Raw genomic sequence first — 16,528 nt, 5'->3', positions numbered from 1 at the left:
TCGATAAGAGGGTCAGGTAAACTCGCGGAGAGCCGTTAATAAAATAAAAAAGGAGTGTGGGGATCCAAGAAGGAGACACGGGCATGCGCCAGCATATGGAACAGAGCGACGCCTATACCGTCGTTATTTTTCGAGGATCGACAGCCAAGCCCCTACGTTTTAGTTTTCCCCGGAAGTTTGTTCGTAAGCTATTGATTCTCTTGGCTGTATTGGTTTTTGCCGATCTTTTGGTTATCTCACACTACGTGATCCGGACGGGAGAGGTTTGGGAACTTTCTGCCTTTCGAGCCGAGGCAATGAGTGCCCGAGAGCAAACCGCCGCTTTCTCGGCGGCAGTGGATGACCTCAAACGGCGGTTAACGACTATGAAAGAGGTCAATCAGCGACTCCGAGTCATGTTGGGGATTGAGTCGGTAAAGCCAGGAGACTTGCTCAACGGACGGGGCGGTGAAGATACTCCTCTTCCAGAAGGGAAAGACATCGGCTTTGAACAATCTTCCGTTCCGTCTCGCCGGAGTTTAGATGACTTCCAGGTGAGCGGTCGTGCCGAAAGGCTGCAAGTTCAGGAGAACGCGGCCGACACGCGCACACAGCTTGAACAGGAAGCTTTAGCGCAGCGTGTCAAAGAACAATTGGCATGGCTGGCCAAAGAAGCCACCCGGCAAGAGCAGGCTTTGCAAGAACTGACGGCGGCGGCTGAACAGCGTTCATCTCGATGGGCGGCAACCCCGTCTATCTGGCCGGTGAGAGGGTGGGTGACGTCGGGGTTCGGACCGAGGATCTCTCCTTTCACCGAAAAGCCAGCCTGGCATGATGGATTGGATATCGGTGCTGCACCGAACGCGCCGGTTCAGGCTCCGGCTCAAGGACGGGTCACGGCGATTGGATTCGACCCGAAGCTTGGAAACCTTGTCCGCATTGATCATGGCTATGGAATCGAGACGCTCTACGGCCACTTGGCCAAGCCGATGGTGAGAGAAGGCCAACGAGTCAAACGGGGAGATGTTGTGGGGTTGGTTGGTAGCAGCGGACTCGCGACCGGGCCCCATCTCCACTACATGGTTAAGGTGAACGGACAAGCAATCGACCCGATGCGATACATTTTGGAATAGATTTCATCCTCACCTTCCATCCTTTCTTCTTTTTCCCATCGGTCGACCCCCATGATTCATGGGGCTCGGTCTGGGTGCACTCGAGCGCGTTTCCGGTTCATTCGTTTTTCCTTATACGTGACCAAGGCCGGTGAAACGAACGCTCCGGTGACACTTCTGCTCGAGGCGCCGGGCGCTCATTGCAAGCTTGGCGGGAATCCTATGCTATCTCCGGCGACTTTGGATTTTGCCGGAATGATCAGTTCAAAAGAGAATCGGTATGAGCGACTTGGAGATCGCACGGTCCGTGAAACCTCGCCTGATAGAAGCTGTCGGTCAGGACGTCGATTTGACACGAGACGAACTGATTCCTTATGGGAAATTCAAGGCCAAAGTCGAGTTGTCGGTGCTTGATCGGCTCGCTCATCGGCCCCAAGGACGCTATGTCCTGATTACGGCCATCAACCCGACACCGATGGGAGAGGGAAAAACGACGACCGCAATCGGGCTTGCGATGGGGTTGTGGCGGCTCGGGCATCGGGCGATTGTGACCTTGCGCCAACCGTCCTTGGGCCCGGTGTTTGGGATCAAAGGGGGAGGAACCGGCGGGGGCAGAGCGCAGGTGATTCCCATGGAGGATATCAACCTCCACCTGACCGGGGATGCGCATGCCGTAGCCGCAAGCCACAACCTCCTATCGGCGTTTCTCGACAACCATGTGCACCACGGCAACGCCCTTGGTCTTGACCTGACTCAACTCCTCTGGCCGCGAGCAATAGGGATCAGTGACCGGGCTTTACGGAAGATTGTTCTCGGAAGCTCAGATGGGAAGGTCGGCCGAGAAGCTCAGTTTGTCATCACCGAGGCGTCAGAGGTGATGGCGGTGCTGGCGCTGGCGTCCGGCCGGCAGGATTTGCGGCGCCGCCTCGGCCGAATCCTGGTAGGGCTCACGAAAGAGGGACAGCCCGTGACGGCAGAAGATTTACGTTGTGCCGGGGCCATGGCTGTTCTTCTGAAAGACGCGCTGCTGCCCAATCTTGTACAGACCCTGGAAGGAACGCCCGCGCTGATCCATGCGGGCCCGTTCGGCAATATTGCGCATGGCAACTGCTCGATTCTTGCCGATGCAATCGCGCTACGCTGCGCCGACTATGTCGTGACGGAAGCTGGATTCGGCAGCGAACTGGGAGCCGAAAAATTTTTTGACATCAAATGCCGGATATCGGGTTTCCAGCCCCATGCGGCGGTTGTGGTTGTCACCCTCCGGGCGCTCAAGCTTCACGGCGGAGGCGGAGTGGTCAAACTCGGCGCCCCGCTTCCCACAGGCCTGACGGGCCCGAACAAGGAAGCCTTGACCCGCGGTCTGGAGAACCTGGAGCAGCACATCGCGAACGTCCGCGCCTTCGGCATTCCGGCCGTGGTGGCTGTCAACGCGTTTCGGGAAGACCGAGCGGACGAGCTGGAACTGGTCTGCAATCGAGCGTTGGAAGCGGGTGCGGTGCGTGCGGCGGTCTCGACTCATTGGGCAGACGGTGGAAAAGGCGCCGAGGAGTTGGCTAGAGCCGTCGTGGCTGCCTGTCAGCAACCATCCAACTTTGCGGTGTTGTACGAGGACGGCTGGCCGATCCACCTCAAGATCGAAACCATCGCCACTCGCATGTACGGAGCTGCCGGTGTCTCGTACAGCGAGCAAGCCGAGCGTCAGATCGAGCGGGCGGCGCAACTGGGTTTTGGAAGGGTTCCCGTCTGCATGGCCAAGACCCCTCTTTCTCTCTCGCATGACCCGACGCTGAAGGGGCGGCCTTCGAAATTCACACTCCCGATCGACGAGCTGCGCATTTTCGCCGGCGCCGGATTCTTGACGGCGATCTGCTCCGGCATTCAACTCATGCCGGGCCTCCCCAGACGGCCCGCAGGGGAGAGAATCGATCTTGATGCGGAAACCGGAGAGATCACGGGATTGGCTTGACGCTGATCAACGCTGTTTGAGGTATTTGAAGAATTCCGAGTCCGGGCTCATAACCACGGTAGACTTGCCGTTGAAGGTTTTCTTGTAGGCTTCCATCGAACGGGTGAACTCGAAGAACCGGGGATCTTGCCTATAAGCATCCGCGTAAATCTTGAAGGCCTTGGCGTCGCCTTCGCCGCGAAGCTCCTCGGCTTCTCGGTACGCTTCTGCCAGGATGATCTCGCGGTCCTTCTCCGCCTCGGACCGGATCTTCTGCGCTTCCTCCGCCCCTTCCGCGCGATATTGCTTGGCCTGGCGTTCACGCTCGGCCTGCATGCGGGCGAACACCGCTTTCTCGTTCTGTTCCGGCAGGTCAGCCCGCTTGATCCGGACGTCCTGGATTTCAATGCCGTAGGCCGACGCTTTTTCGTTGGAACGTTCCGTCACCACCTTCATGATTTCGGCGCGTGTCTTGGAGACGATCTCGGACAGGTCGTGGCGGCCCAACTCGACCCGCAGCTCGGAATAGATAATGTCGTGGAGACGCTGCAGCGCGCCCCGTTGGCTCTGAAACGCTTGGTACACCTTCAACGGATCGACGATGCGCCACTTGGCGAAGTTATCGATCAGAATCGTTTTCTTGTCCTGGGTGATCACGTCCTGGGCGGATGAATCATAATCCAGCAGACGCTTGTCGAAGTACGTGACTTCTTGGATGAACGGAACCTTGACGTACAGTCCAGGTGTCGTCACATTGCGAACCGGCTTACCAAGCTGGACGACAATCGCCGTTTGCGTGACGTCGACGATGAAGAACGGCGAAGCGCCGAGCAGGAACAGAAGAACGGCGACAGCGATCAACGCCACGAGAAGATTTTGCTTGGTCACGGCTTCTTCTCCTCGCCGGCGGATGTCCCCGAAGACTTTGGTACACGATCGAGCGGCAAATACGGAATCACCCGATCGCCTGCCTTCCCGTCGATGATGACCTTCTCCACGTTGGGCATGATCTCTTCGAGCGTCTCGATGTAGATTCGCTTGCTGATGATGTCCTTTGCCTGGTTGTATTCCTTCAACGTTTTCAGAAAGCGATTCGCTTCACCCTGGGCACGATTCACACGGGCCTGAGCGTAGCCTTTCGCCTGGTTGATCAGTTGCGCCGCCTCTCCTTTCGCCTTGGGGATGATATCGTTCCGGTATCCCTGCGCCTGGTTGATCAGCTTCTCCCGGTCTTCTTTGGCGCTCGCGACGTCCTTGAACGCCGCGACGACCGCCTCAGGCGGGTCGACGTCCTGCAACTGAACCGCGGCGATCTGGATGCCCGCCTGATACTGGTCGAGGATGCCCTGCAAAAGTGCCTGCGTGTCCTGCTGGATCTGCGCTTTTCCAGTGGTCAACGCCTCATCGATCTTGCTCTTTCCGATCACCTCTCGCATCGAGGCTTCCGCGGCCTTGCCGATTGTCTCCTCGATGTCGGCGACATTGAAGAGATACTCTCGCGCGTTCTTGATCTTGTACTGGACGATGAATTCGATCGCGAGAATGTTCTCGTCGCCTGTGAGCATCAAGGCTTCCTGGGGCAGCATTTGCTGACGGCCCTGACGGTCTGTGCGGAAACCGACTTCGATGCGGTGGAGCTTGGCGACCTTCGGTTGCAGGACCGTCTCGATGAAAGGGATCTTCAGATGAGGGCCAGGACCGACCACCCGGACCACATCGCCGAACCGTTTCACCACCCCTTCCTCGTCCGGTGCGATGATGAACGCCGCCTGCCATACAAGCACGATCAGCAGGATGATCAAGAAGACCGAGCGCAGGCCGCGCGACGGCATCACCTGCCGCAGATGTGCCTGCGCTTGGCGAAGTGCGTCTTCAAGCGGGTCGCTTCGCTTGGTCCAGGGGTCTTTCGGATCCCATACCATAAGTGCCCTCACCTTAGCAGACTGAGGGAGAAGGCGGCAACCGGATATCGGCCTCAGCCCAAGATGATGTTCCGGTTCTTGCTCTCCTGGTGGTCGATGGAAGAATGTCGGAGAGACGGCATCGCGCGGGGCTCGATGCCGGACATGGTGAACACACAGCCGGGGTCTCCGGCCTGCGTTAGGTGACGGCACCGCTGCATGACGAGCCAGCTCCGGCTGTGCACCCGTAGCAATGGTTGCCGGTCACGATTCGGCGGCGGTGCAGGAAGGCCGGCTCGAACTCACGGATATGCCGCGGCGCTCCGCGATGGACCGGCAGGTCCAGCATCTGATTGAAGTCGCAGTCGTAGAGTGTACCATCCCAGCCGACCGACAGGGTGTACCGGCACATGACGCCGGCCGCCGCGGCGGGGTTGAACGCATTCGCCAGCCGCTCCATGTACTCTTCGTAGTTGCCTCGCTCCAACAGGAATTCCAGGAAGCGGCTAATCGGCATGTTGGTGATGGTATAGAGGCGATTGAACGTGATTCCGTATCGGCCGGCCAATTCTCGGCGGAATTGCGCTTCGATCGTCTCCTGTTTTGGAGGGAGAAACGCGCCAACGGGGTTGTAGACCAGGTTCAGCAACAAACCCGTCCCCTCTTGTCCGTAGCCGACTCGGTTCAGCAGTTGCAGGGCTTGAATCGATTTCTCGAAGACCCCTTCGCCGCGCTGTGCGTCGGTCTGCGCTGCGCGGTAGTAGGGCAGGGATGCGATCACTTCCACGCGATGTTGGGCCAGAAAGTCAGCCAAATCAATCTGGGAGGGGAGCAGCAGGACGGACAGGTTGCAACGGTCCATCACATGGCGCCCTAATGCCTTGGCCTGTTCGACCAGCCATCGGAAGTTAGGGTTCAGTTCCGGAGCGCCTCCGGTGATGTCGACTGTCGGAATCTCGGTCATGGCGAGCGCCCGAATGCAGAGTTCTGCTGTGGCCCGGGTCATAATCTCTTGACGATCCGGCCCTGCGTCCACGTGGCAGTGCCGGCAAGTCTGGTTGCAGAGTTTACCGACGTTGATCTGGAGGACCGTGATGCCGGTGGCGCGGAGAGGGTGCAGGCCCGCTTCACTGAGCCTGGTCTCGAACGGCTGACAGGGGGAACCTTCCAGGATCTGGAGTTGCTCGTGAGTCGAAGCGAGGGGACTCTGGCGAGCTAACAGGGTCAATCCCATGGTCAACAACAACTGCCTGTCGGGCCGCACGCGGCTTCCGTACCGGAGACAGCGGAGGTCGCACGGTTGATGATGGCGAAGTGAAGCCGGTATGCGTCGGTCTGGAGAACGTGCAATGTCTTTGAACAGATTTCCAACGGGACGCCTCGCCGGAAGGTGTGGTGGTCGTCGTCCTCGACTTCGGCAAAGGGGCCGGTGAAGATCGCGAAATGCCCTTGCCAGACGCAGGGTTTCTGCTCGGGTAACACGGCCAACCAGCGGGAGTCCGACGGCTCAAGGACGACCGGCGTATCCGATAACAAAAACAGGTTACGAAACGGCGGTAGGCTGAATAACTGAGCCGTTGCCATCGTGATCTGTTGGGGAATGCCGCGCCTGTACAGGTTACTCAGTTCGTCGGTCACCCGGCTGAACGGGCCTACCAGCGTGGCAAACCGCGCCTCAGTAGGCTCGGCCGCGGCAGGCAGCTTGAAGCCAGTCAAGGTGATCGACAGGAAGTGAATGCCGTCGATCGACTGCCAGGGCACGGCCTTGAGTTGATGCACCCCGCGAAAGCCCGCCTCGACCATCCCGCCAATGTACTCAGCGACTTGGAGAGCGCCGGACAGGCAGTTCCCCCACTTCTCCGTGTCGTGGATCAGGTACTGAGGTACCACCTGGTCGGCGACGATGTCCGAGATTGTGAAGCGTCCGCCCGGTTTGAGAACCCGAAACATCTCGCGGAACACGCGACGCTTGTCTGGCGCCAGATTGATCACGCAGTTTGAAATGATGAGGTCGATACTGCCGTCGTCGACCGGCAGGGCCTCGGCCAGGCCCTTGCGGAATTCGACGTTGGAGGTCTCATAGCCCAAGTTGGCCGCGACAATTGGCGCATTGCGCCTCGCAATGGCCAACATAGTGTCGGTCATATCGATGCCGATCACCCGGCCGGTCGGACCGACCCGGCGCGAGGCTTCAAAGCAATCAATGCCTCCGCCCGATCCGATATCCAGCACGGTTTCTCCCGGCCGAACCGTGTCGAGGCCGGCCGGCGTTCCGCAACCATAGGAAATCCTCAGAACTTCCTCGGGAATAAAACGACGGAGCTCGTCAAAGTTGTATCCCGTCGGGCAGCACATGCGCTCGCCTGTCGCGGCGGCCCTGGCGTAACGTTCGCTCACGAGTTCTGAGATTTTCTCGACGGTCACGATTCCCTCTTATGGGAGAACGCCATAGAGATGGGTCTATGTATCAACACCCAGCGTTTCCGTCAATCCCATCGTGGAGGATGTTACCTGATTTCGACGCCAGACCTCTGTAAGCTGGTTCACAGCCGAGGCGAAAGAAGCCGGCCAGTGGACTCTCCGTCCCTCTGTCAACTACCGTCTCTACCCAGACCGCGGTGGATATGGTGCTTTCAGTTCCGTCCCTTGACTCGGTACCAGAGTACAAGGTGTAGCATTCGCCTCAGGAGGGAGGTGAGACTTATGTGTCCCTGGGTCGAAACGCTCGGCTTCTGCCCGTACGAAGCGGTAACCAAAGTCTGGCGGTGGGTGCAGAGCTTCTTTGGATGAGCAAGGGCCAGAGTAGAAAGAGTAGAAAAGGGCGGCCGGAGCATTGTTCACCGGCCGCCTTTTTCGAAAACCTTGATGCAGAGGTCATTCGAAGGCAATGACTCTGTAAGGCATTCTTCCCCTTGACTCGATACGACGGGACTGGGCGTACAGTTCACGAACCCCACGGTGGTGCCATGGAATCAGCATTGACGATTGGGCGACTGGCGAAGCAAGCAGGCGTCAACATCCAGACAGTCAGGTACTACGAACGGCTGAAGTTGTTGACACCGATGGCTCGCAAGTCGTCCGGGTACCGGCTCTATGACGATGAAGCGCACCGGAGGCTGCGCTTTATTAAGAACGCTCAAGCATTGGGCTTCACGCTTCACGAGATCGAGGAACTCCTCGATCTTCGGGTCGATTCAACGGGGCGATGCGGCGTCGTGCAGCGGAAGGCGGAAGCCAAGCTGAGACAAGTTGAGGCCAAAGTGCGTGACCTCCAGGCCCTTGCCCGAGCCCTTCAAGGGTTGATCCGGGCCTGCCGTGCTGGGCGGTCGACTGAGCAGTGCCCAATCCTGCAGAGCCTGGAGGAAGGCGAGGCGCGAACGGCGCTTGGGAGCAAGCGGAGGTCACGAACACGGCCCGTGGGAGGATCTGGAAGTGGACGGTTGGGGAGTCCGTTCTGCGGAAAATGAGTGAAACCGGGGAGGAAAGCGGCAATGGCCAAAACCTGTGGCGGCGAAACCAAGGCGATCCAGGGTCGGATCATGAAGACATCGGGCCATGCCGGATCGGCAACGAAACCGGTGGTGATCACCTCGATCGCCGGGCTGGTCGCGGCGTTCTTGGCTTCGTTGTGCTGTATCGGGCCGTTGGTGTTCGCCGCGCTCGGCGTCGGAATTGGCGTCACCGGTGCGTTGGCTGGTACTGCCGGGTTCCTGAAAGCACTGCTGCCCTATCGGCCCTGGTTGATCGGGATGACGATCCTCTTGCTGGGCTTCAGTTTCTATCTCGCCTACCGGAAGCCGAGGGCCGGTGAGCCGTCCGGTCAGACCTGTGGGCTAGTCTCAGGTTCTCATCCGAATCGCGCGCTGCTTTGGATCATCGCGACGCTCGCGGTGGTGTTGGTCTTGGCGCCGTACTGGCTGGCGCTGTAACGCGGTATCCTCCTCACCCCCCTGCGGGAGAGGAGAGGGTGAGGGGTGGAAACAAGGAGATCGGCCATGTGGAGACTCATTGTGACAGCGATGCTGACCGGGATCATGACGCTGAACATGTTCGGGCTCTGTGGTCTTTCGGCTGAGACCCAGGGGATGCACACTGTCATCTTACAGATCGACAGCATGACCTGCGGGGCGTGCGTGAAGGACGTCAAAGCCGCGCTCAACAAAGTGCCCGGCGTTAGTGCTGTCGAGGTCAGGGTGGGCAAGAAGTGGATCGTTTTCTCCGCGATTATGCGGACGCGCGCGCCTCGGTGACGTTCGATCCGGAGAAAGCCGGTGTGGAGGCGTTGATCAAGGCCGTCGAAGGGGCCGGCAGCCCGCTGTCAATGTATAAGGCGCGGCTGATCGAAAAATAGGTGACAGCCAACAGCGAGCAGCTTCCCCTCCGGCCTTCCCCTCCCCCTTCAGGGGGAGAGTCTTGGTGAGGGGAGATCTTCGCGACTCGCTGGAGGTATTTTAGGCGAGGGAAAGGAAATCGTTATGAATCAACCGACAACTAATGAAACCAGACTATTCACCGAACTGAGAAAGTTGAGTCCCAAGGTCACGGGAGGATTGCTCCGGATGCGCCAAGAGGCCTATCGAGATGCAGCGGTGGCGGCCAAATATAAGCTCCTGACCGCCATGGCCATCTCCATCGCGATCCGCTGCGAACCCTGCATCCGGGCCTATGTGCAGATGGCGTGCGACAAAGGAGCCACCCAGGACGAATTGATTGAATTCCTCGAAGTCGCGATGACCATGCAGGGCTGTCCGGGCGAAGAGTGGGCGCTGAAAGCGTACGCGGCGTACAAAGGGTCCATCCGCGGCGAGCAGTCGGCGTCCTCGGCCCAGTGTTGTGCGCATTGAGCCGACCACCAAGCGGGGTGCCGTGGTGAACGGATGGTGCAGAGCCGATTGAGGAACTGGCGGGCGGCTTTCACATTTGCCCTCAGAGCAACGATCTTCTGTCGGTCCATACCAGACCTAGGCCGTCAGGCGGCTCGCTGGGCCGCATCCGCCGCACGCGTTGCCAGTTCGCGCCACCCATCGATCTGGCGCATCCGGATCTGCCCTATGACCAGGAGCCCAAACAGCAGCAACTCGGCCGCCTGGGCATTCGGCAACGAGCCCTGCGTCTTGACGCGGCGCCGGAATTCGCCATGGAGCCGCTCGATGGCGTTGGTGGTCCTCAGGCACTTCCACTGACTCGCGGGGAACCGGCAGAAGGTCAGCAGTTCCTCGCCCGCTTCCTTCCAGGCTCTCGACGACCTTCGGGGCTCGGGCGCGCCACGTGCGCACAAACGCGCGGTACGCCTGCTGCGCGGCGCTGAGGGTCGCGCTGCATAGACGATCTCGTGAGAGGCCGTGCGGAGCTCCTCGATGGCATGCTTGGGGGCGTGTCGTTCCAGATTCAGCAGCTTGTGGACCGTACGGCGCTGCACCGCCACGCCCGGCCAGGTCGCCTCCACCGCGGCCCGCAGGCCGGAGTTCCCATCGACCACGCACAACTGTGGCCGGCGTACCCCCCGCGTACTCAGCCCCCGAGCAGGCCCTGCCGGGCGGTCGTCGATTCGCTTGTGAGCAGCTCCAGATCGAGGACGCCCTTCTGCCCATCTTTGCGTCTCCACAGCGCCACCAGCACCGGCGCGGTCACCACCTTCTGCACCAGCCGGACACGTAGCGCAATGGTGTCCAGATACAGATAGACAATCCGTCCTCCGCCAGCGACCGCGGGCGCCACTGCCCCAGCAGGCTCTTGATGCGACCGACCAGCCGGGAGCTCGCACTTTTCGACAAGGACGTCCCACGCAGCAAGGGGGCCAAGGCGCCTTTGATGCGCCGCTGGTTTGCACCCGCCAGATAGACGCTCAGCACGGCGGCATCCACCGCCCGGGCCCGGCGCTCATAGCGCGGCAGTAGCCGACTCTGCCATTCCACCAGCCGCCCCTCCTGCCGCAGTCGCCCGCGAGGCAGCGTCGCTGTGGCGGCGCCCAAGCCCGTCGTGATCGTTTGCACCTCGCTGCCGTCCGATACCCGCGCCGGCCCGGTGTTCGCTCATACAGCTGAGCCGCTAGGACTTCGGCCAATTCTCCCTCCACCAGGGTGCCACCAGGGTGATGATCACTTCCTGGATGCGCTCCCGCAACGAGGCGGTCAAGCGATCTGGTCCCCAATTGTCTTCCACTGCGCGCTCAATCGGCGTAGACTGTCGCCTCATAGGTGTATTCCTCCTGTGGTTTCGGCCCTCCCCAGGACCGTTTCTTACGACGGGAGGATACGCCTTTTAAATTTCCACGAGAAGAGGGCCACCACCTCCGTCGCCGCAAGCGCTGTTTTCCAGACGGCAGCCGATCCTCTCAAGAAAACAGTCCCGATCCCTTTGCAGATCCCCACCAGGCTGCTCCTTTGTGCGCTGTAAAGCTGGAATACGGAATAGCCGGCTTAGTGCATCGACACCGTTGGTTCTCGACGATGTCTTGCTTCCTCGGACCCAGGGCGGCCAGCCATTCATTCTTCTCGCGCTCGCCGACCTTGAACGTGTTCAGCATGGCCACTAAGTCTCCGACCAACGCGTCGAACTCCTCGCCGGTGATCCCCATGCCGGCGTGGGCGGTTTTCATATCGCGACCGGTGTACGTGCAAGGTCCGCCGGCAGCCTGGCAAATCTGATCGACCAGCATGGTCTTCAGACGGGGAATGCTGGCATTGGCGAACTTGCCGTTGATTCGGCTGTCCGACCCAACGCGGGCGACAAAATCGTCCACCACGGCAGTAATCGCCGGCTTGCCGCCGAAGCGGTCATAGAGCGACTTGTCGGCCGTCATCTTCCCGGAGGACGGCTCTATCGTATTGCAGGCGGCTGTGACGGCAACCAGTGTGGTGAGCATGATCCCGGATGCGAAACGCGAACGCATGGCGACTCTCTCATCCTGATAGGGTTAGTTGAGCGGTTGTGAAACGGTCGAAAGACCGGCTCGCTACTCAACCCTTGCGAGCGGATACGGGAGATCGGATTTCAAAGACGGATTCTTTTTGGCGAATAGTCGTTGCGAACAACAAATCCGCTTTAGCAATTGATTCATAAGAAGCAATCGTGCGAGCTGCTGCCTCAAGTCTGCCGCGTCCGCTGCCAGAGCCATCCGTAGATCGCCAGATTGACGATCAGCACCAGTGCGCCGAGGGCGAACTGGGCCTCGCGCGTCAGTCCAGCCGGTTACAACGTCGGCAGGAGATATCTGGCGGTGAAATCGGGCTGAGGACCGGCCTCGTCTTCGGACTCGCGCAGCCAGAGTTCGAGCGGGGTCAGCGGGCACGTCCAGCCGCCGAATTCCACCGCGGCGCCCCACGCCGCAGCGGGCACGTGCAAACCACACAACCCACCGCCATTTCAATGCCAACAAGCCCCTGCACACCACAAACAGCACGAAGGCGAGATGGAGAGCTGCGACCGAATCGGCGAGCAGAAGATAGAGCATGCTTCACGACGCCCGGGCGATGCCTGCTTTCGCCACCAGCCGTGGGAGAGCCGCTACGTGTCGGCGGTCTTAAATGGATTGTCCATCGTGGGCAGGATCTGCCCGAAGGCCCGCCACGCGTCCGCTCTGGCTCTCAACGCGCACAGCCATAGGCGTTTGGCATTGGTGGTCGTAGACTTCACGAGATGACGCTGATGACTCGGCGCGATAGCGAGTATCTTGGCCGAGCCGAGGGTGAGACATCCTTTGTTTTCCGAGAGCAAGTCCAGCGTCTGGTTAAGCGCGAGATTTTCGTCGAACAACGCCTGCTTGAGCCCCGAGCTGTAGTGACGGATCTTCAGCGCCGCGATGGTTCGTAGCGGCCCCCGGACCGGCTTGCTTCGGTACCAGAGCGGCTTGTTGAGGATGACCAGGATGTAGCGGCAGCCACACTCGACGACGCGTCGGATCGGCAGCGGGTCGCTGAGGCTGCCGTCCAAGCACCACCGGTCCTCAACGCGGACGAACCGGTTATGCAGGATGGGTGCGGCGGCCGTGGCGCGAAAGGCTTCCCAGAGGTCAATCCCGGGTGTTTTGTTCGTCACATAGTGGGCGGAGGCGTCGCGTGCGTCGGTGAGGGTGATATGCAGGGTGGTCGAGGCTTGAGCCAGGGTCGACACCTTGAACGGGCGGACCTCTCTGACGACGTAATTGATCAGGTAGTCGACGTCCAGTTGTTTTCTCACGCGCAGGAGATGGACGAATCTCCTGTTGCTCAGATGGTGAACATAGGTCTCGACGCCATACCGCGCTTGGCCGGTGATGAAATGAGCTGCCGTGAGCGCGCCCGCCGAGGCTCCGGCGACATGATCGAAGCAGGCGGTGAATCCCATTTCCTCCAAGGCAGCGAGGACGCCCATGCAATAGATGCCGCGCATACCCCCGCCTTGCACCACCAAGCCCATGGCAGGACCTTCGGCCGACCCCGACGCACGCTGGCGCAACGCTTCCCACATCTCCTGCGCAACTGCATAGTACGCGGTCTTTTCCGGCAGGGTGGCGCTCATGGGGACCGCACTCTCTATAATGCGGTTCGCAGGCCTTCCTCATCAGGATCGAGACGTGAAAGCAGATTCATCTTAATCAAGCGAGGCGGCAGGGACAACTCTGAGGGCTTTGTGAAACGCTGCTAGGGGTCGCTTGCCAAGGGGAATGAACGTCGCGGTCGGCGCGTCCGGACTGTAGAGCCGGCTATTCCACCGGATACATCACCTTCCCTTCGTGGATTCTGGCAAAAGGCGTGAGTCGGTGCGGGGTCGCCTCCGCCGCAGAGAGAATATGCCGAACCGTCCAGCCTCGGCTCACCAGCGCATCCGCGATCAGCGATCGGTGGCAGCGCCAGGGCACCGCTTCGGCACACATGACGACGGTGGGCCCGCTCTTGCCACAGGCCATCAGCTCTCCCAGCGCGCTCCAGAATGCATCCGTCTGCATATAGTCCGCATAGCCTCTGAAGCCTTCGCTCCGCCATCGCAGGTTCACGGAATCGGGCCGGCTTGTCCGCCGCCCGCCCAACTCCGGCATGTGCCGGTATGGCATACCGGCTTCCTGTAGGCTGTGAGCGAGCGGCTCGGCGTTGAACTGAGGATGGCGTCGCGAAGTGGGAAATCTCCGGACATCGACCAGGACTCGGATGCCGTGCGCCCGGAGGAGATCGATGAATTCCTCAATGGGTCTGGTGGAATGGCCGATGGTCCAAATGAGCATGGCTTTCACCATGCCTGAAAAGGCCCCGATGCGTCTAGCCTGTGTTGCGAAGCGCCCCGCTTATCCGTTCAGAAGAAAGAACTGAGATCGGGATTGTGGTTCTCGTAAGATCGTGGCTTATCCGCACACCTGTCGTGAGACAGGGGCCCACGAGTCACCTCGTCAGCGGTCACAGCTGTCTTGCCTTTGTTGCCGAAACCGCCGTTTCCTCAATAATAGTAGCAGCCGGTTTCAAGAAAACAATCCCGACCCTTTTTCTCCTCCCGGGCTAGCTTTACCATGCCGCGGCGACCTATCGCGGAACCGCTCCGCGCATCGGTGTAGCGTTCAACTTGGAACCGATTCTGCCGCGGTAAGGCAAAAAGATTGCGGTACGAAGGGGGGCGGAGTCTTTGCGTGCATCCCTATCGCCCTTGTGATGGGTCACACGGGGAACGTCTTCTGAGCGGGCAAGTGTATGTATCTTAATTGCAAAAGATTCCCGCAATTGCAAAAGATTCCCGACCCCTTTTTCAGCTTCTCGAAGCTGGCGCAGAGGAGGCAAGGCTCCAGAGAGGAACTGGCGGGCAAGAAAAGTAGAATGTCCCTATTTCCAGGCCCCTGACCTCACCGCCGGCCTCTGCCCCCTCCTCCACCAAACCCGCGTGTTGGGCATATCGTTGACTGTCCGCCATAGTTGCCCCTCGCCCCTTGCGGGCCAAGATGAGGGTGAACCCGCTGCCAGGGGACTGGCTCCACCGTCTGCTCCTCGATGGAACTCGGGGTCCTGAGCCGGTCGAAGGACGGCGGTGCCTGTCCCTGTTACCGCACTTGCGTTTTCGATGAAAAGGTTTTGTCTTCAGCGGAACGATGGCTACAGTTCACCTGTCAGGTGCGTGGGTTGAGAAGCTTGTCTCTGATCGGGAAACGCCGTCATGCGCCGAATCAGACGCCGGCACGATAGTCAATGGTTCGACAGACCACGAGCTGTTGCCGCTTCCAATCAATCGTAATAGAGGAGCAAATGGGAAAACGGTTTAGTACACGTCTGAAGGGCGCACGAGAAAAAGCAGGCCTTTCCCAGGCCGAACTCGGCGAAAGGTTTCATGTATCGCAGGCTGCAGTACATACATGGGAAAGCGGCTCCTCGGAGCCCCGGGGCGACACGTATGACAAAGTACTTGAATGGATCGAACATTCTGAAAATGGCCAGAGGCCCCCAAGGAAGGCCACTGCTCGAACAAAGGAAGACATTCCTAGGGGGCACGAGACAAGTGGCTTCGGAGAGTGGTTGCTAAATGAGAGGCAGTCACGAGGCCTTTCCCACGCCAAGCTCACAGATAAGGCTGGCCTAAGCTCCCAAGCAGTGTACACCATCGAGATGGGCATCGTCCGAAGCCCCTGGAAAAAGACCCGCGAGCGTCTTGTCGAAGCGCTAGGGTCCGTCCCACTCCCACGCGAAGTTGCTCAAGAAATTAAGGAAGAAAGCGAGGTTCAGGGACTCGGAGAGTTCAGCGATTTTTCACCGTGGGATGATTCGATGATTCCTGAGGAGCCCTGTGTGTACGTCTACTATGACCGAACCGAGCGCCCCATCTATGTTGGCCAAACCAAGAACCTCAGGCGCCGGAACAAGCAGCATCAGACACAAGACAAATGGTTCTTTCGACGACTCCTCGAACGCGGCGGCTATTTTCGCGTGGACGACGATACACAAAGAACCCAACTGGAGAAGGTTCTGATCAAGTTTCTCGGGCGGAATAGCCTTTTCAATGAACAAGGTGCCCGGAAGGACGAATGATCCACTGGGGCAACAAAGCTACCCAACAGAATCGAGAATAATGTACCGATCAAGGCGATTATCAGGAGTCTTTTCCGGTTCTGACAGATCGGAAACCTCGCGAATGAGGCAGATCGCTCACGGAGATGGAGGAGCGCCGTGGAAGTCGTGTTCTTAGACAGCCGAGACTTATGGTATGCAAAAGTGCTATTGCCCGTGTTCAAGCATGAACACTGCAAAGAGGTTGAGCGCATAGACGGGAAACGAGCCACATGGCGAATAAATGGAGAAAGAATCATCATCGCCAAGAAAGGAAAGACTCGCGGACAACGCAAACGCTATTGGCAATTCACCTTCAATCCCAATGAACTCAGCATTCTGTGCTGAAGAAGGGTGGCGTGCTAAGATCTGCCTTCTTCTCGTGTGCGGCGAGGCTGTGTGCGCGCTCTCTTGGCGAGAAGCCAAGCAGGTCATGCGCCCTGATTCTGTCAGCGCATGGGAGCCCCTGTATGTGAGAACGAGGGACCAGCAGTGGTATGAGGTCAAAGGGGCGAACGCTAGCGTGGGACCACTGCTGGCCGAAAGGACCAGGCGTCCGAATCTCCTCAAGTACGTGTATTGCCTCTGACA

20 protein-coding genes are annotated in these 16,528 nt (G+C 59.4%); 8 read left to right on the top strand and 12 right to left on the bottom strand.

Annotated features, from left to right (window positions below):
- Positions 1-83 precede the first annotated feature (83 nt).
- Both ACWHTU_RS15575 and ACWHTU_RS15570 read left to right on the top strand, forming a co-directional pair.
- On the top strand, positions 84-1,112 hold the full coding sequence (locus tag ACWHTU_RS15575) for a M23 family metallopeptidase (RefSeq protein WP_447860305.1): 1,029 nt from the start codon (positions 84-86) through the stop codon (positions 1,110-1,112).
- A 259-nt stretch (positions 1,113-1,371) separates the two neighbouring features.
- On the top strand, positions 1,372-3,060 hold the full coding sequence (locus ACWHTU_RS15570) for a formate--tetrahydrofolate ligase (RefSeq protein ID WP_447860304.1): 1,689 nt from the start codon (positions 1,372-1,374) through the stop codon (positions 3,058-3,060).
- 6 nt (positions 3,061-3,066) lie between these two features.
- On the opposite strand, the gene hflC is transcribed toward ACWHTU_RS15570, so the two are convergent.
- The 4 genes from hflC to ACWHTU_RS15550 all read right to left on the bottom strand — a co-directional run bounded on the left by hflC (position 3,067) and on the right by ACWHTU_RS15550 (position 7,364).
- Entirely contained in the window at positions 3,067-3,927 is an 861-nt protein-coding gene (gene hflC, locus ACWHTU_RS15565) for a protease modulator HflC (RefSeq protein ID WP_447860303.1), read from the bottom strand.
- A complete protein-coding gene (gene hflK / locus ACWHTU_RS15560; RefSeq protein ID WP_447860302.1) occupies positions 3,924-4,961 on the bottom strand; it encodes an FtsH protease activity modulator HflK in 1,038 nt (345 codons plus the stop codon). Before hflK ends, hflC begins: the two co-directional genes overlap by 4 nt.
- 178 nt (positions 4,962-5,139) lie before the next feature.
- The gene (gene arsS / locus ACWHTU_RS15555) at positions 5,140-6,174 is read right to left on the bottom strand and encodes an arsenosugar biosynthesis radical SAM (seleno)protein ArsS (RefSeq protein WP_447863379.1); all 1,035 of its coding nucleotides are present in this window, start codon (positions 6,172-6,174) and stop codon (positions 5,140-5,142) included.
- A 2-nt stretch (positions 6,175-6,176) separates the two neighbouring features.
- The gene (locus ACWHTU_RS15550; protein ID WP_447860301.1) at positions 6,177-7,364 is read right to left on the bottom strand and encodes a methyltransferase domain-containing protein; all 1,188 of its coding nucleotides are present in this window, start codon (positions 7,362-7,364) and stop codon (positions 6,177-6,179) included.
- Positions 7,365-7,906: 542 nt separating this feature from the next.
- Between ACWHTU_RS15550 and ACWHTU_RS15545 the strand changes: the two genes are divergently transcribed.
- The 4 genes from ACWHTU_RS15545 (at position 7,907) to ACWHTU_RS15530 (ending at position 9,784) form a co-directional block, all read left to right on the top strand.
- The gene (locus ACWHTU_RS15545) at positions 7,907-8,407 is read left to right on the top strand and encodes a heavy metal-responsive transcriptional regulator (RefSeq protein ID WP_447860300.1); all 501 of its coding nucleotides are present in this window, start codon (positions 7,907-7,909) and stop codon (positions 8,405-8,407) included.
- A 24-nt stretch (positions 8,408-8,431) separates the two neighbouring features.
- Complete coding sequence (locus ACWHTU_RS15540) at positions 8,432-8,869, top strand: mercuric transporter MerT family protein (protein WP_447860299.1); 438 nt, start codon at positions 8,432-8,434, stop codon at positions 8,867-8,869.
- 66 nt (positions 8,870-8,935) lie between these two features.
- On the top strand, positions 8,936-9,190 hold the full coding sequence (locus ACWHTU_RS15535) for a heavy-metal-associated domain-containing protein (protein ID WP_447860298.1): 255 nt from the start codon (positions 8,936-8,938) through the stop codon (positions 9,188-9,190).
- A 225-nt stretch (positions 9,191-9,415) separates the two neighbouring features.
- On the top strand, positions 9,416-9,784 hold the full coding sequence (locus tag ACWHTU_RS15530; RefSeq protein ID WP_447860297.1) for a carboxymuconolactone decarboxylase family protein: 369 nt from the start codon (positions 9,416-9,418) through the stop codon (positions 9,782-9,784).
- Between the two features lie 125 nt (positions 9,785-9,909).
- On the opposite strand, the gene ACWHTU_RS15525 is transcribed toward ACWHTU_RS15530, so the two are convergent.
- The 8 genes from ACWHTU_RS15525 to ACWHTU_RS15490 form a co-directional block, all read right to left on the bottom strand.
- Entirely contained in the window at positions 9,910-10,419 is a 510-nt protein-coding gene (locus ACWHTU_RS15525; protein ID WP_447860296.1) for a transposase, read from the bottom strand.
- A gap of 32 nt (positions 10,420-10,451) precedes the next feature.
- On the bottom strand, positions 10,452-10,583 hold the full coding sequence (locus ACWHTU_RS15520) for a hypothetical protein (RefSeq protein ID WP_447860295.1): 132 nt from the start codon (positions 10,581-10,583) through the stop codon (positions 10,452-10,454).
- On the bottom strand, positions 10,568-10,933 hold the full coding sequence (locus tag ACWHTU_RS15515; protein ID WP_447860294.1) for a transposase: 366 nt from the start codon (positions 10,931-10,933) through the stop codon (positions 10,568-10,570). Before ACWHTU_RS15515 ends, ACWHTU_RS15520 begins: the two co-directional genes overlap by 16 nt.
- Before the next feature lie 55 nt (positions 10,934-10,988).
- Positions 10,989-11,135, bottom strand: coding sequence for a hypothetical protein (locus ACWHTU_RS15510; RefSeq protein WP_447860292.1), 147 nt, complete (start codon positions 11,133-11,135; stop codon positions 10,989-10,991).
- A 139-nt stretch (positions 11,136-11,274) separates the two neighbouring features.
- Positions 11,275-11,832, bottom strand: coding sequence for a group I truncated hemoglobin (locus ACWHTU_RS15505; protein ID WP_447860291.1), 558 nt, complete (start codon positions 11,830-11,832; stop codon positions 11,275-11,277).
- 299 nt (positions 11,833-12,131) lie between these two features.
- Positions 12,132-12,278: a DUF2784 family protein gene (locus ACWHTU_RS15500; protein ID WP_447860290.1), complete on the bottom strand. Its 147-nt coding sequence runs from the start codon at positions 12,276-12,278 to the stop codon at positions 12,132-12,134.
- Positions 12,279-12,446: 168 nt separating this feature from the next.
- Positions 12,447-13,439 (bottom strand): patatin-like phospholipase family protein, encoded by a 993-nt coding sequence (locus ACWHTU_RS15495; RefSeq protein WP_447860289.1) that lies wholly within the window; start codon positions 13,437-13,439, stop codon positions 12,447-12,449.
- Positions 13,440-13,623: 184 nt separating this feature from the next.
- Positions 13,624-14,139 (bottom strand): DUF488 domain-containing protein, encoded by a 516-nt coding sequence (locus tag ACWHTU_RS15490; protein ID WP_447860288.1) that lies wholly within the window; start codon positions 14,137-14,139, stop codon positions 13,624-13,626.
- Positions 14,140-15,142: 1,003 nt separating this feature from the next.
- Here ACWHTU_RS15490 and ACWHTU_RS15485 point away from each other — a divergent pair.
- Together ACWHTU_RS15485 and ACWHTU_RS15480 are read left to right on the top strand one after the other, a co-directional pair.
- On the top strand, positions 15,143-15,919 hold the full coding sequence (locus ACWHTU_RS15485) for a helix-turn-helix domain-containing protein (RefSeq protein WP_447860287.1): 777 nt from the start codon (positions 15,143-15,145) through the stop codon (positions 15,917-15,919).
- Between the two features lie 138 nt (positions 15,920-16,057).
- Positions 16,058-16,285 (top strand): hypothetical protein, encoded by a 228-nt coding sequence (locus tag ACWHTU_RS15480; RefSeq protein WP_447860286.1) that lies wholly within the window; start codon positions 16,058-16,060, stop codon positions 16,283-16,285.
- The last annotated feature ends 243 nt before the right edge of the window (positions 16,286-16,528 follow it).

It is taken from the genome of Nitrospira calida (assembly GCF_976986435.1).
Note: the sequence above shows the minus strand (reverse complement) of the source record. Positions and strands in the feature narration are given on the sequence as shown.

Bases quoted from the DNA above. Each gene is read 5' to 3' on its own strand.
- hflK (WP_447860302.1), bottom strand. From the start codon at position 4,961: ATGGTATGGGATCCGAAAGACCCCTGGACCAAGCGAAGCGACCCGCTT.
- arsS (WP_447863379.1), bottom strand. From the start codon at position 6,174: ATGGGATTGACCCTGTTAGCTCGCCAGAGTCCCCTCGCTTCGACTCAC.
- ACWHTU_RS15495 (WP_447860289.1), bottom strand. From the start codon at position 13,439: ATGAGCGCCACCCTGCCGGAAAAGACCGCGTACTATGCAGTTGCGCAG.
- ACWHTU_RS15530 (WP_447860297.1), top strand. From the start codon at position 9,416: ATGAATCAACCGACAACTAATGAAACCAGACTATTCACCGAACTGAGA.
- ACWHTU_RS15485 (WP_447860287.1), top strand. From the start codon at position 15,143: ATGGGAAAACGGTTTAGTACACGTCTGAAGGGCGCACGAGAAAAAGCA.
- ACWHTU_RS15540 (WP_447860299.1), top strand. From the start codon at position 8,432: ATGGCCAAAACCTGTGGCGGCGAAACCAAGGCGATCCAGGGTCGGATC.
- ACWHTU_RS15545 (WP_447860300.1), top strand. From the start codon at position 7,907: ATGGAATCAGCATTGACGATTGGGCGACTGGCGAAGCAAGCAGGCGTC.
- ACWHTU_RS15505 (WP_447860291.1), bottom strand. From the start codon at position 11,832: ATGCGTTCGCGTTTCGCATCCGGGATCATGCTCACCACACTGGTTGCC.
- ACWHTU_RS15575 (WP_447860305.1), top strand. From the start codon at position 84: ATGCGCCAGCATATGGAACAGAGCGACGCCTATACCGTCGTTATTTTT.
- ACWHTU_RS15535 (WP_447860298.1), top strand. From the start codon at position 8,936: ATGTGGAGACTCATTGTGACAGCGATGCTGACCGGGATCATGACGCTG.
- ACWHTU_RS15570 (WP_447860304.1), top strand. From the start codon at position 1,372: ATGAGCGACTTGGAGATCGCACGGTCCGTGAAACCTCGCCTGATAGAA.
- ACWHTU_RS15490 (WP_447860288.1), bottom strand. From the start codon at position 14,139: ATGCTCATTTGGACCATCGGCCATTCCACCAGACCCATTGAGGAATTC.
- ACWHTU_RS15510 (WP_447860292.1), bottom strand. From the start codon at position 11,135: ATGAGGCGACAGTCTACGCCGATTGAGCGCGCAGTGGAAGACAATTGG.